Origin of the sequence: Actinomadura chokoriensis, from assembly GCF_039529475.1 — a bacterium.
Lineage (GTDB): Bacteria > Actinomycetota > Actinomycetes > Streptosporangiales > Streptosporangiaceae > Spirillospora > Spirillospora bangladeshensis.
In genome coordinates this window covers 132,314-145,999 of record NZ_BAAAMW010000003.1, presented here as the reverse complement: position 1 = coordinate 145,999, position 13,686 = coordinate 132,314, and the positions used below count along the sequence as shown (strand labels likewise).

11 protein-coding genes and 1 riboswitch are annotated in these 13,686 nt (G+C 71.8%); of the genes, 9 read left to right on the top strand and 2 right to left on the bottom strand.

Annotated features, from left to right (window positions below; genetic code table 11):
- Positions 1 to 45 precede the first annotated feature (45 nt).
- From ABFX46_RS08630 to ABFX46_RS08615, 4 genes are all read left to right on the top strand, one after another.
- Positions 46 to 378, top strand: coding sequence for a rhodanese-like domain-containing protein (locus ABFX46_RS08630; protein WP_428831234.1), 333 nt, complete (start codon positions 46 to 48; stop codon positions 376 to 378).
- A 45-nt stretch (positions 379 to 423) separates the two neighbouring features.
- A riboswitch (TPP riboswitch) is annotated at positions 424 to 540 on the top strand.
- Positions 533 to 1,936: a purine-cytosine permease family protein gene (locus ABFX46_RS08625; protein WP_346040822.1), complete on the top strand. Its 1,404-nt coding sequence runs from the start codon at positions 533 to 535 to the stop codon at positions 1,934 to 1,936. (Overlaps the previous riboswitch by 8 nt.)
- Positions 1,937 to 2,012: 76 nt before the next feature.
- Positions 2,013 to 4,019, top strand: coding sequence for a sensor histidine kinase (locus ABFX46_RS08620; RefSeq protein WP_346040821.1), 2,007 nt, complete (start codon positions 2,013 to 2,015; stop codon positions 4,017 to 4,019).
- A 371-nt stretch (positions 4,020 to 4,390) separates the two neighbouring features.
- Complete coding sequence (locus tag ABFX46_RS08615) at positions 4,391 to 4,933, top strand: ATP-binding protein (protein ID WP_346040820.1); 543 nt, start codon at positions 4,391 to 4,393, stop codon at positions 4,931 to 4,933.
- Between the two features lie 441 nt (positions 4,934 to 5,374).
- Here the strand turns inward: ABFX46_RS08615 and ABFX46_RS08610 are convergent, their stop codons facing one another.
- Positions 5,375 to 6,583: an arginine deiminase gene (locus tag ABFX46_RS08610; protein ID WP_346040819.1), complete on the bottom strand. Its 1,209-nt coding sequence runs from the start codon at positions 6,581 to 6,583 to the stop codon at positions 5,375 to 5,377.
- A gap of 30 nt (positions 6,584 to 6,613) precedes the next feature.
- Between ABFX46_RS08610 and ABFX46_RS08605 the strand changes: the two genes are divergently transcribed.
- From ABFX46_RS08605 to ABFX46_RS08585, 5 genes are all read left to right on the top strand, one after another.
- A complete protein-coding gene (locus ABFX46_RS08605) occupies positions 6,614 to 7,867 on the top strand; it encodes an MFS transporter (RefSeq protein ID WP_346040818.1) in 1,254 nt (417 codons plus the stop codon).
- A gap of 63 nt (positions 7,868 to 7,930) precedes the next feature.
- The gene (locus ABFX46_RS08600) at positions 7,931 to 8,551 is read left to right on the top strand and encodes an RNA polymerase sigma factor (protein WP_346040817.1); all 621 of its coding nucleotides are present in this window, start codon (positions 7,931 to 7,933) and stop codon (positions 8,549 to 8,551) included.
- Positions 8,544 to 9,455: a CU044_5270 family protein gene (locus tag ABFX46_RS08595; protein WP_346040816.1), complete on the top strand. Its 912-nt coding sequence runs from the start codon at positions 8,544 to 8,546 to the stop codon at positions 9,453 to 9,455. Before ABFX46_RS08600 ends, ABFX46_RS08595 begins: the two co-directional genes overlap by 8 nt.
- 305 nt (positions 9,456 to 9,760) lie before the next feature.
- Positions 9,761 to 10,945: an elongation factor Tu gene (gene tuf, locus ABFX46_RS08590; protein ID WP_346040815.1), complete on the top strand. Its 1,185-nt coding sequence runs from the start codon at positions 9,761 to 9,763 to the stop codon at positions 10,943 to 10,945.
- Positions 10,946 to 11,124: 179 nt separating this feature from the next.
- Positions 11,125 to 12,003: an endonuclease/exonuclease/phosphatase family protein gene (locus ABFX46_RS08585; RefSeq protein ID WP_346040814.1), complete on the top strand. Its 879-nt coding sequence runs from the start codon at positions 11,125 to 11,127 to the stop codon at positions 12,001 to 12,003.
- Between the two features lie 96 nt (positions 12,004 to 12,099).
- On the opposite strand, the gene ABFX46_RS08580 is transcribed toward ABFX46_RS08585, so the two are convergent.
- Positions 12,100 to 13,656: a long-chain-fatty-acid--CoA ligase gene (locus tag ABFX46_RS08580; protein ID WP_346040813.1), complete on the bottom strand. Its 1,557-nt coding sequence runs from the start codon at positions 13,654 to 13,656 to the stop codon at positions 12,100 to 12,102.
- Positions 13,657 to 13,686 lie beyond the last annotated feature (30 nt).

The window sequence follows — 13,686 nt, the reverse complement described above, 5'->3', positions numbered from 1 at the left end:
GATTCGACGCGAGGCGGGTTCGCGCGGTTCCATGGGGGTGTGATGATTTTCGGGGAAGACGTGCCGGGCGTCGACGCGGCCGACGTTCCGCGGGACGGCTATCTGCTGGACGTCCGGGAGCAGGACGAATGGGACGCGGGCCATGCGCCCGAGGCGGTCCACATCCCCATGCGGCAGCTCGGCGACCGCGCCGGGGAGATCCCGCGCGACCGGGAGGTCTTCGTGATCTGCCGGTCCGGGCAGCGGTCCGCGCAGGTGACGGTGGCGCTGAACCAGGCGGGCTGGCTGGCGAAGAACGTCGACGGCGGGATGAAGAGCTGGGCCGAGGCCGGACGTCCGATGGAGGGCACCGGCGACGTCCCGCCCTATGTGGCGTGATCGTCCCCTTGGGGGAGATGACCGTCGGTTGTACGATCGGGTCTGACCGATAACCGCGGGAGCTCGGGCCAGAGCCGGGCTGAGAGGGCGGCCTCCAAGGCGTCGCCGACCGCATGAACCTGTCCGGGTAATGCCGGCGTAGGGAGCGTGTCCCGTGACGTCCGATGTCGAAAAGCGCCCTCGGGGCGAGCGGCCCGCCGACGAGGCCCCCTTCACTCTCGATGAGCCCGCCCCCAAGGTCCTCGGGTTCTGGGACCAGAGCGCGTTCTGGGCCAACCTCGGCGTCAGCCTGCTGGCCTTCTCCGGCGCCTACACGGTGCTGGCGCCGGACGGCGACGGCAGGCCGACCATCTCCATCATGGCCGGAATCGTCGCGATGGCCGTCGGCACGATCATCGGCGGGCTGATGCTGGGCCTCGCCGCGGTCCCGGGGGCCCGCACCGGCCAGCCCGCGATGGTGCTGCTGCGCGGCCTGTTCGGCGCGCGGCTGTCGTACGCGCCGACGGTCCTGAACATCGCGCAGCTCATCGGCTGGGGGACGTTCGAGCTGATCGTCATCGCGGACGCCGCGCAGGAGCTGTGGGACGGGGTGCCCCGCTGGGGCTACGTCGTCGCGGCCGGTGCGATCACGACCGTGCTGACGGTGTGGCCGCTCGGGTCCGTGCGGCTTCTGCGCCGGTATGTGACGGTCGCGGTGGCGATCGCGCTCGTCTACTTCTACGTGGAGCTCGTCCGGCAGCCGCTGCCCGACCTCACGGAGGGCTCGTGGGGCGGCTTCTGGATCGGGGCGGACGCGGCGCTGGCCGTGTCGATCTCCTGGGTTCCGGTCGCCGCCGACTACACCCGGCATTCCCGGACGGAACGGGCGGCGTTCGGCGCGGCGTCCGTCGGCTACTCGGTCACGCAGATCATCGCCTACGTGCTCGGCCTGCTGGCGCTCGCGCTGGTCGCGGGCGACACCGGCCGGGTGTTCGACCCGTTCCTCGGCGCCTCGCTCGGCGTGGTGTTCTTCGCGATCTTCGTGCTGCGGGAGGCGGACCAGTCGTTCGCCGACACCTACTCCACGGCCGTGTCGATCCAGAACCTCTTCCCGCGCGCCGACCGCCGGGTGCTGAGCGTGCTGCTCGGCGCCGGCATCACCGTCCTCGCGCTGGTCCTGGACATCGACGACTACGCGGGCTTCCTGACGCTGATCGGCTCGGTCTTCGTCCCGATGCTGGGCGTCCTGGCCGCCGACTTCTTCCTCGGACGCCGCCGCGACCGCGCCGCCTCTTCCGGTGCGGTGACCCTGTCCAAGGGGGAGGCCGCGGCCGACCTGGACGGATGGGACGTGTCGCGGCGGGCGCCGTCGCGGTGGGGGATGATCGCGGCCTGGGCGATCGGGTTCACCGTCTACCAGTTGATCAACCCCGGCACGGTCGAGCGCTGGGCGGACTTCTGGCGGGACGTCCAGGACGCGCTGCACTTCGCCCCGCAGAGCTGGATGAGCGCCTCGCTGCTGTCGTTCCTGGTCGCGGGGGCCGCCGCGCTGCTCATCGGCAGGATTACCAGACGGTAGCCTTACCAAAAGGTAAGGTTCACGTGGCAATTTTCGATGCAAGTTACCCGGCGCCGTGCCGGAGTCCGGTGGCACGATGACAGGCGTGTACCAGCACGTCCACGATCCGATCGCGCGGGCCGTCATCGAGAGCGCCGCCGACGCCATCGTGGCCGTTGACCAGCGGCATCGGGTGACCGTGTGGAACCCGGCCGCCGAGCGCATGTTCGGCTGGAGCGCCGCGGAGATGATCGGGCGCGTCCCGCCGATCGTCCCGCACGAGCTGAAGGCCGAGCACAACGCCGTCCAGGAGCGGCTCCTCACCCGGCCCGCCGGCGAGGGCGACAACGGGCAGATCTCGATCGCGACCCGCCGCTTCCACCGGGACGGCCGCCTCATCGACGTGCGCATCGACACGAGCCTGCTGAAGGACCCGGGCGGGACGCTGCTCGGCTGGGTGGGCGTGTACCACCCGGTCGAGGAGGACGACATCGTCCAGCACCACATGACCGAGCGGGCGCGGCTCGTCCGGCGGCTGAACGACATCGTCGCCGACCTGAACGCCGAACTCGACCTCGGCGTCGTCCTCGACCGGATCACCACCGCGCTGATCGAGCTGACCGGTGCCGATGCGGGCGGGTTCGTCCGGATCGAGGGCGAGCGACTGCGGCTGGTCAGCATGTCCGGCCTGCCCGAGCACATGCGGGGACGGTCGGCCGAGCTGCGGCCCAGCCTGGTCGGCGAGCTGCTGCGGTCGGGCAAGACCGTCAAGCTCGCGACCGGCGAGCGGCGCCTCGGCGACCTGATCTGGTCCGAGCTGCCCGGTCTGCACACGATCGCGCTCGGGCTGTCCTACCTGCAGAACCGGCCCTACGGGGCGCTCTACGCGCTGTTCTCCGGCAGCAAGGCCGGGCACACCGAGCTGGAGCTGCTCGAACTGCTCGCCGGGCACGCCGGCGTCGCGGTCGGCAACGCCGTCGCGTACGCGGAGGTCGTCCGGCAGCGGGCGCACGAGCGGGCGGTGATCGACTCCAGCGCGGACGGCATCGCCGTCCTCGACCACGACCTGGTCGTCCGGCAGTGGAACCCGGCCGCGCACGCCCTCACCGGCATCCCGCCGGAGGCCGCGATCGGGCACCCGCTGCCGTTCGACATGCCGGGGCTCGGGGAGATGCTCACGTTCCGGCTGGAGTCCGGGACGTGGCTGAACGTGCTGGCCGCCGAGATCGAGGAGACCGGCGAGCTGGTCGTCGACTTCCGCGACGTGTCCGAGGCCAAGGCGCTCGAAGAGGCCAAGGACCTGTTCCTGGCGACGACCAGCCACGAGCTGCGCACCCCGATCACGGTCGTGCAGGGCTTCGCGTCCACGCTGGTCAACCGGTGGGACGAGATGGCCGACGACGACCGGCGCACCGCCGTCGCCACCATCGCCGAGCGCGCCCAGTCCCTCGGCCGGCTGGTCGAGCACCTGCTGCTCGGCTCCCGCGCGGGCGCCGACGAGCTGGCCGTGACGATCGAGGCGTTCGACCTGACCCGGGTGCTGGAGGGCGTCGTCGGCGGGTTCCGGTCCCTGTCGCCGCTGCACCGCGTGGAGCTGGAGATCGCGCCCGACCTGCCGCCCTGCCGGGGGGACGCGATGGCGACCGACATCGTGCTCGGGCAGCTGCTGGAGAACGCGTTCAAGTACTCCCCGGACGGCGGGACGGTCAGCGTCCGCGCCCGCTGCGAGGGCTCCGACATCGTCGTCACGGTCGTGGACGAGGGGATCGGCATCCCGCCCGGCGACCATGAGCGGATCTTCGAGCGGTTCGTCCAGGGCGACGCCGGCGACCGGCGGCGCTTCGGCGGCATCGGGCTCGGGCTCTACATCGTCAAACGGCTGACGGAGGCACAGGGCGGGAGAATCTCAGCTCATCCGGCCGAACGTGAGATAAGTCACACACAATCACGCAAAGTGCCGGTAAGCCGCGAAGTACCAGAAATGGAACGGGCCATCGGCCGTCCGAACGCGCTTCTCCGGTCCGCGGACGGCCGCGGACCCGCAGGTGGTGCGCGTGCGGGCGACGGAACCTGCATGCGGCTCGTGCTGCGCGGCGCCCGATGACCGGTTTCGGTTACTCACCGTGACGACACTCCCTCCCCGGCGGCCGGGTGAGACCGTTGTGACCTGGGCGTTCAGCGGTCTCGACGGGTGGCAACCTTGGCGGATGCGAGAAAGTACGGTGACCGCGGGGTGTGATGGACGAAACGCGCGCGCGAGGAGTAAGTCCGCCGTTGGCTGGATAGATCCTTTGATGGTTGCCGTTGGTGACGAGATTCCGTTCCGGGGGTGATCACCGTGACCGGACGGCCGGTGACTCGTTGTGCAGGTGATGGACTGGATCGTCCGGGTTTCCGGTCGCGTACATCAGGGCATTTCGGTCGTACTGGAAGAGCGACGGCGGGACTCGTCCGAGTAAGCGGAACCACGGGGAGGTGAGGGCGTCGAGCGTCGTACTGCTGCCACACGCACCGTCCAGCGTCGCGGTCGCCCGCAGGCGCCTCAGCTCGGAACTGGCCGACTCGGGGGTCTACGAGACGGTCGTGGACGACGCCAGCGTCATCCTCAGCGAGCTCATCAGCAACGCCCTCCGGCACGCGCGGCCGCTGCCGTCGGGCCAGGTGAGGGTCTGCTGGCTGCGCCGCGGCGACGTCCTCGAACTCGAGGTCAGCGACGGGGGCGCCATGACCGAGCCCAGGCGCGGCCCGGGCACGCTGTCCTCGCTCGGCGGGCGCGGACTCGGCATCGTTGAGGCCCTGTCCGAGGGCTGGGGAGTGCGCCACGAGGACGGCGCCACCACGGTCTGGGCCGTCGTGCGGGCGCCCAAGTCCGCGAGCGGGAGCGGGACGTCCGACCCGGTGGGGATGCACGCGGTCCCTGATCTGGCCGACTTCCCCGACCTCCTGGATGAACCGGACGAAGATCTCTACAACGGAACCACGAATAGAACTGCTCCAAGTAGGGCATATCCGGCATAGGAGGACCCCGCCTGGAAGGAACCCCGCCCTACCTTGTATGGTCCTCTCCAAGCTCGGGCGCTGTCGTGCCCCCGTCGACACCGCCCGAGCTCTATTTATTGTATTTTTCTCCTCCTTCGGGCCTTGGCGGCCCTCCATCGTCGAAAAACACGGCGATCGCTGGCATCGCTTTCGACTCGCCTAGCGGCTCGCTTCGCGATCAGGTTCTTGCTTCGCTCGAACCTGCCTTCGGACGCGATCGCAACGTCCCGCTCCCCGCGACCTCAGCTTCAGGACGTCTGTCTTACTGTCCGCGCGTGGCCGAGGCCCCGCGCCTGGGGTCGCTGCGTGCCTTCCGCCCAGCGCACCTTGCTCCCCTGTGCGCCTTCGACCACACGAGTCTTCGCATCCCGTGCGCCGTTGCGGCGTCCAGGCGTCGCTCGTGCGTTCTGGGGGCCGCCGTTAGATGTCGTCGCGGAGGGTGGGGCAGGACATGCAGCGGGGGCCGCCTCGGCCGGTGCCCAGCTCGCTGCCGCTGATGCGGATCACTTCGATGCCCGAGGCCTCTAGCTGGGCGTTCGTTTCCATGTTGCGTTCGTAGGCGACGCAAAGGCGGGGTGCAACGGCGAGGGTGTTGTTGCCGTCGTCCCATTGTTCACGTTCGGCCGTCACGGGGTCCAGGCCGGTGTCGATGACCTTTAGGCGGTCGAGCCGCATCGCCTCGGCGGCGGCTTCCAGGAAGGGACGCGGCTCTGAAACGCGCAGGTCGCCGTTGGTGAGGGTGACCTTGTGGGCCATCAGGGAGTGCGCGACCGGTGGATACATCACGACCGTGTCCACGTCGACCATGGTGCAGACGGTGTCCAGGTGCATGGTCGCTCGTTCCTGGGCGATGGGCACCGCCAGGACGGTGTGCGCCAGGTTCGCCTTGAAGACCTGGCGGGCCAGGCGTTCCACGCCCGCGGGGGTTGTTCGTTCTCCGGTGCCCACCGCGATTACGCCTGGGGAGAGCAGGAGGACGTCGCCTCCCTCTACGTGTTCCAGGGACGGTGAGTAGACCGGCTCCACGCCTGCGAAGCGGGGGTGGTGGGCGTAGATGAGGGCGGTCAGGGCGGACTCGCGGCGGCGGGCCTCCATGGCGAGGCTCGTCACCGCCACCCGGTCGCCGATCCAGGTGCTGTTGTCGCGGGTGAACAGCAGGCCGGGGAGGGGGTCGATGATGAAGTCGAGCGTGTCCATGAGGCGGTAGACCAGGCCGTGCCCGGACTTCAGCTCCTCGTGGGCCAGGCCGCCGATCAGGGTCTGGGTGAGGTTCTCCGGGTCGAGGTCGCGCAGGCAGTCCTCGACGATGCGGCGGAGCTGGTCGCCCAGGCGCAGGTCGACGGTGGCGTCGGCGATCGCCTGCTCGCGGGCCGGCTCGTACTCCAGGGCGTCCTGCAGCAGCTCGGTCAGGTAGAGGACCTCCACGCCGCGCGAGCGCAGGGCCTCCGCGAACGCGTCGTGCTCCTCCTGGGCGCGGCCGGCCCACGGGATCGCGTCGAACAGCAGCTTGTCGCTGTTGCGCGGGGTGAGGCGTTTCAGTTCCGCGCCGGGGCGGTGCAGCAGGACGGTCCGCAGCCGTCCGACCTCGCTGGTGACCCGGTGCTCGTGCACTGCCTTCGCTGCCGTCACTCTTCGCAGTCTATGTGCCAGCATTCGAGCGTGATCGGACGGAATGCGGCGCTGCCGCTCCACCTGACGTCGGCGACGATGTTGCGCGTGTCGGCGGAGGGTGTCGCGACGGCGCTCGTCCTGACCGTCCAGGCGCGGACGGGGCACGCGGCCACCGCCGGCTACCTGCAGACCGCGATGACGCTGCCGTACGTCCTCAGCGGGCCGATCATCGGGAACGCCCTGGACCGGGTGGGGCGTCCGCGTTCCGTCGCGGTCGCGCTGGCCGGCTGCTACGCCGCCGCGACCGGGCTGCTGCTGGTGATGGCCGGGAGTTCGCCGCTCTACCTCGCGCTGTGCGTCGCGGCCGTGATCGGGTGCACCGAACCGATCGTCGTCGCGCTGACCAGCCTGCTGCCCCGGTTCGTCCCGGCCGGACGGCTCTCGCGCGCTTATGGGCTGGAGGCGTCCAGCTACAACCTCGCGGGCATCGCGGGCCCCGGCCTGGCGGCGGGCCTGGCGGCGCTGGCCGGTGGCGAGTACGCGGGTACGGCCGTGGTCGCCGTCGGCGTTCTCGGCCTGCTCACCTTGCCCCTCCTCCCGTTTCCCGGGCCCGGCGCCGGTGGCGCGGCCACCGGGATCGAGGCGGGGCAGGACCTGCGTGCGGCGACCGAGGCGGGCGACGCGGCGCCGTCCGAGCGTCCCGGCATCGCCTCGGTGATCACGGGCGGGCTCGTCGTGCTGGCCGAGGGACGGGTGCTGCGGGCGCTGACGGTGGCCACCACCCTCGCCTGGACGGGGTTCGGCGGCGTCGCGGTGACGGCGGTGCTGCTCGCCGAGCACATCGGGGCCGCGCCGAGCGCGGGCGGGCGGCTGCTCGTCGCGCTGGCGGTCGGGTCGCTGATCGGGTCGCTGGCGTCCAGCCGGTGGCTGACGCCGAGGCACGCCGAGCCGGTGATGCTCGCCGGGCTGGTCGCGTTCGGGGCGGCGCTCGCCGCGCTCGCCGTGGCGCCGTCGCTGCCGTGGGCGACGGCGGCGTTCGTCGCGGCGGGGATCGCGGAGGGGCCGGTGTTCGCGGCCACGCTGATGCTGCGCCAGCGCGAGTCGCCGCCCGACCGGCTCGGCCAGGTCAACACGACGGCGGGCAGCCTCAAGATCGGCGCGTCCGCGGTGGGCGCCGCGCTGACCGCCGCCGCGGCGGACGCCATCGGGCCCGTCGGTCTGGTGCTGGCGATCGCCGCCTTCCAGTTCGCCGGCGCCGCCGCCGGGTTCGTCCTTCTGCGCGGGACGGCGGGCGACGCGTAGATCGAGGGGACCTGCGGGAGGGCGGTCGGGCAAAAGCCGGTGAACCGACCACGACCGAGAGGCATGAGCATGCTGTCGACGAGCAGATCCTCGCCGCCCAGATCCTCGCCCGAGCCCGACGCGTCCTTGATCGCCGCGTCCCGGGCCGAGCCCGAGCGATTCGCCGGCCTGTTCCACCGGCACGCCCCCGCGATCATGCGGTATGCGGCGCGGCGGCTCGGCCGGGACGCGGCCGAGGACGTCGTCGCCGAGACGTTCCTGGTCGCCTTCGACCGGCGGTCCCACTACGACCTCGCCCGCCCGGACGCGCGGCCCTGGCTGTACGGGATCGCGTCCAACCTGATCAGGCGGCACCGCCGCGCCGAGGTGCGGGCGCTGCGCGCGCTCGCCAAGGGCGGCGTCGACCCCGTCACCGAGCCGTTCACGGACGCGGTGGAGAGCCGCGTCCACGCCGGCCGGCGGTCCCGGGCGCTGGCCGCCGCGATCGCCGCGCTGCCCGCCGCGCAGCGGGAGGTGCTGCTGCTGGTGACCTGGGCCGGGCTGACCTACGACGAGGTCGGCGAGGCCCTCGGCGTCCCGCCCGGGACGGTCCGGTCCCGCATGAACCGGGTCCGGGTGAAACTCCGCCGCGCGCTCGGCGACTCCGCGTCCCCCATCCCGACTGAGGAGCCCCACGATGGATGAACTGATGCTGGTGGAGCGGCTGCGCTCCGAAGTCCCCGAGGACATCGACGTCACCGGCGCCGAGCGGCGCTGGCGGCGAGGGGCGCTCGGCGGGCGGCCCGTCCGGCGGCGGCGCCCGCTGCTGCTGTCCGCGGTCGTCGCCACCGCCGGTGCCGCCGCGCTCGGGGTGGTCGTGCTCGACGGGCCGGACACCGCCCCGATGGCCAACGTGGCCGCGGTCCTCGACCAGGCCGCCGACACCGCGTCGGGCGACCCCGTCCCCGGGCCCGGCCAGATCGTCTACCAGGACACCGTGGAGCGGCGGCGCACCGGCGAAGGCCGCTGGTACCGCGTCCGCACCGAGACCTGGCTGCCGGCGGGCGGCGCGGGGACCGGGCTGATCCGGCAGGAGAACTCGATCAAGGGCGCGGGGCTTCCGCCGGACGGCGAGACGGCCGTCGGCCCGTGCCCGGCCGCGGCGCCGATCGACCGCCCCTATCTGGGCGGCGTCCCCGCCGACCCGGACGCCCTCCTCGACCTCATGAACGGCATGGGCGAGGGCGGCCGGGGAGAGCGGCTGTGGAACGCGGCGTCCGACCTCATCGACCGGCCCGCGCCGCCGAAGGTGCGCGCCGCACTGTTCCGGGCGATCGCCGACATTCCCGGCGTGCGACTGCGCGACGACGGGGTGGACGCGGCCGGACGGCACGGGATCGCGGTCACCCGCGTCCAGGACGGCGTCCGCGACGAGTTCCTCTTCGACCGCGCGACGCACCGCTTCCTCGGCACCCGCACCGTCGTCGCCGAGCCGGGCAACGGCTTCGGTGCGCCGGGCACCACCGTCTACGCCAGTGCCCTGATCCGCACGGAGATCGTCGACCGGGCCCCGGAGCCCGGCCCCGACGCCGAACCCTCCGGGTGTTAACCGGCCCGTCATGAAAAACCGGTCGATTTCGGAGGAAGTCGACCGTAGTGTCCGAGGCATGTTCTTCGCAGCCGGCACCAGGACGCTCGCGGGCATCGCCCCGCTGAGCGCGGTGCCGGCTGCCTTCTCGGCAGCCGCCGCCGACGGCCAGCGCGTTCCCTGTGGGGGGACGACCCCCCACGCCCCCCGGTTCGCTGCGCTCGTCCGAAGCTGACCCCTCTCCGTCCCGCCCTTCCGGAGAACCAGCGGAGGGGGGTGGTTTCGAGCATGGTTTCTCACCGGATCCACCAGTGAGGACAGGGCCGATGGCCAAGCAGGTGTACGAGCGCGACAAGCCCCACATCAACATCGGGACGATGGGGCACGTCGACCACGGCAAGACGACGCTGACCGCGGCGATCACGAAGGTGCTCGCCGAGCGGGGGCTGGCGTCCGCGGTGCCGTTCGACCGCATCGACCGCGCCCCCGAGGAGCGCGACCGGGGCATCACGATCAACGTCGCGCACGTCCAGTACGCGACCGCGACCAGGCACTACGCCCACGTCGACATGCCGGGCCACGCCGACTACGTGAAGAACATGGTCTCGGGTGCGGCGCAGGTGGACGGGGCCGTGCTCGTGGTGTCCGCGCAGGACGGGGCCATGCCGCAGACGCGGGAGCACATCGTCCTCGCGCGGCAGGTCGGCGTCGAGCACATCGTGGTGGCGCTGAACAAGGCCGACACGGTCGACGACACCGAACTGCTCGACCTGGTCGAGCTGGAGGTCAGGGAGCTGCTCTCCGAGTACGGCTTCCCCGGCGACGAGGTGCCGGTCGTGCGGGTGTCCGGGCTGCGGGCGCTGGAGGGCGACCCGTACTGGACGGCCCGGATCGGCGACCTGCTCGACGCGATCGACGGCTACGTGCCCGTCCCGCGGCGGGTGCTGGACAAGCCGTTCCTCATGCCGGTCGAGAGCGTCCTCACGATCACCGGGCGCGGCACCGTCGTGACCGGGGTCGTGGCGCAGGGCGCGATCCGGCTCGGGGACGCGGTCGAGGTCGTCGGCCTCGGCGCGTCGTTCGGCTCCGTCGCGACCGGGCTGGAGACGTTCGGGCAGGCCATGGACCGCGCGGAGGCCGGTGACAACGCGGCGATGCTGCTGCGCGGCGTCAAGCGCGACCAGGTGCGGCGCGGGCAGGTGGTCGGCGCGCCGGGCGCGATCCGGCCGCACGCGCGGTTCCGGGCGCGGGTCCGGGTGCTGACGGCCGCCGAGGGCGGACGGTCCAGGCCGTTCTTCCACGGCTACCGGCCGCAGTTCCACTTCCGCACGACGGACGTGGTCGGCGGCGTCGACCTCGGCGGCGCGGGCGGCATGGCCATGCCCGGCGACACCGTCGACATGGCCGTCGAGCTGGGCCGGCCGGTCGCGATGACCGAGGGGCTCGGCTTCGCGATCCGCGAGGGCGGCCGGACGGTCGGCGCCGGCACGGTCGGCGCGCTGCTCGACTAGCGCCGGCGAGCGGGCGGGGGCCCGGCGGGAGCATCCGCCGGGCCCCTCTAGTCTGGGCCGCGGCGGAAGATCGTCAGATCATGAGTGACCGCGTGGTCGTGCGAAGCGGTGGCGGATGCGATCTTGATGTGGTGAGATTCCGGCATCACCCCCCGCAGTAGCCCCATTCTGGAGAATGTGTGCGATCCCCCCGCGCCCTGATTCCGCTCCTCTCGGTCTGCGCCGCCGCCGCGGTCGTCACCATCGCCGCCGCCGGCGCGAGCATCGAGGGCCTGCCGGGCGGTGGCGGCCCCGCCCACGCCGACGGCGCCGCCGAACCCCCGCCGGCCGTGACGATCAACGCGGTCACCTGGAACGTCTGCGGCGGGCCCGGCTGCCCGTCCGAGACGGCGCCGGCGAAGCTCACCAAGCAGATCGTCCAGCGGATGCACGCCACCGAGGTCGGCGGGCGCAAGGTCAAGACGAACGCCGTCCTGCTCCAGGAGGTCTGCGAAGGGCACGTGCGCACCTTCAAGAAGAGCATGGGGTCGTGGACGTGGGCGTTCGCCGCGTCCCCCGACGGGTCGTCCTGCGCGCAGGGCCAGGGGCGGGCCGGTGTCGCGCTCGGCACCGAGGCGCCGCTCACCGCGACCCGCCAGGCCAAGCTCCCGGCGCCTCCCGGCCGGACCCGCGTCGCGCTGTGCGGCGAGGTCCCGTCCTGGGCGACCCGCGTGTGCGTCACCCAGCTCAGCCAGGCCGAGGGCGACGAGTGGCGGCAGAAGGAGACCCGCGCCCTCGCCGAGATCGCCGGGACCGGCCGCGTCCTCCTCGGCGGCGACTTCGCCGCGGGTCCGGACAGCCCCGCGCTCGACCCGCTCTACGCCGCCTACGACGAATGCGACCAGACCGGGACGTCCCGCACGGGGGCGAACACGCGGCAGAACTGGCAGGGCGCCGCGGTCGAGAAGACCGACTACCTCTTCATCACCAAGTCGGCCGCCGTGTCCTGCAGCGTCCCGACCGACCGCACCACGACGTCCGACCACCGCCCGATGTCCGCCGAGGTCCGCTTCAAGTAACCCACCTGCGGCACGCGCCACGTTGACCTGCGGCGTGTTGTTGTTATGAGCGACGGGATAACAACAACACGCCGCAGGTCAACGGAGGCGGTGGGGTTAGTGGACGGCTCGGTCCTTGCCCTGCCAGTAGGGGGCGCGGAGCTCGCGCTTGAGGATCTTGCCGGTGGGGTTGCGCGGGATCTCGTCGCGGCGCTCGATGGAGGTCGGGCACTTGAAGTGGGCCAGGTGCTCGCGGCAGTAGTCGATGAGGTCCTGCTCGGAGACATCCGAGGTGAGGACGACCAGGGCCTTCGGCGTCTCGCCCCAGCGCTCGGACGGGACGCCGATCACGGCGCAGTCGGAGACGTCCGGGTGGCTCATCAGGACGTTCTCGACCTCGGCCGGGTAGATGTTCTCCCCGCCCGAGATGATCATGTCCTTGACGCGGTCGTGGATGTAGAGGTAGCCGTCCTCGTCGAGGTAGCCCGCGTCGCCGGTGCGGAACCAGTTGTCGTCCGACAGCGCGGTGGCGGTCGCGTCCGGCATCCCCCAGTACCCCTTCATGTTCTGCGGGGTCTTGCAGAGGATCTCGCCGACCTGCCCGGCCGGCACCTCCTCGCCGGTCGCCGGGTCGACGATCTTCAGGGTGGTGGTGGCGTTGGCGAGGCCGGCGCTGCGCAGCCGGTGGGTGTTCGCGCCGTCCGGGTCGTGGTCGGCGGCGGGCAGCATCGTGATCGCGCCGGTGACCTCCGTCAGCCCGTACACCTGCATGAACTCGGTGCCCGGCAGCATCCGCATGGCGCCGCGCAGCACGTCCTCGCTGATCGGGGACGCGCCGTACAGCATGAGCCGCAGGCTCGACAGGTCGCACTCGGCGACCTCCGGGATCAGCTGCATGAACTGCAGCAGCACCGGGACGAGGAAGATGTGCGTGACGCGGTGCCGCTCGATGTCCCGCGCGATCACGGTCGGGTCGGGCTCGCGCGCGATGACGCCCGTGATGCTGTTGTAGATGGCGGAGACCGTGAGGACGTTGCCCGCGACGTGGTACATCGGCATCGCGACCATCAGGACGGACGACTCGTCGATGTCCCACACGTCGGTGGTCACGCTCAGCGCGGCGAGGAAGTTGTCGTGCGTCAGCATGACGCCCTTGGGCAGGCCCGTCGTGCCGGACGAGTAGAGCTGGACGAACACGTCCGCGGTGTCGGGCACGTGGTCGGACGGGGTGTCGGGCGCCCCGTCGACCCAGGCGGCGTAGTCCTGGTAGGCGTGGCCGGAACCGCCGATGACCACCATGTGGTCGGTGTGCTCCAGCTTGCCGGCGATCGCGTCCAGGACGGGGACGAACTCCGGCCCCACGATGAAGACCTTGGCCTGCGCGTTGTTGACGATGTAGGCGACCTCGTCGGGCGCCAGCCGGTAGTTCACCGGGACCTGGACCGCGCCGATGCGCGCCGCGCCGAACAACTGCTCGGCGTATTCGAGGGAGTTCTTGTCGAGGATCGCGACCCGGTCGCCCAGCCCCACGCCCGCGGACGCGAGCGCGTTCGCGACCTGGTCGGCGCGCCGGTCGAAGTCACGGAACGTGACCTCGGCATCGCCCGCGATGTACGCGACGCGATCGGGATGTGAACGTGCGCGCTCGCGCAGCACCTCTGTCAGACCCGGCACGGTTGAGTCCCTTCGCCGATGACCGCCTGG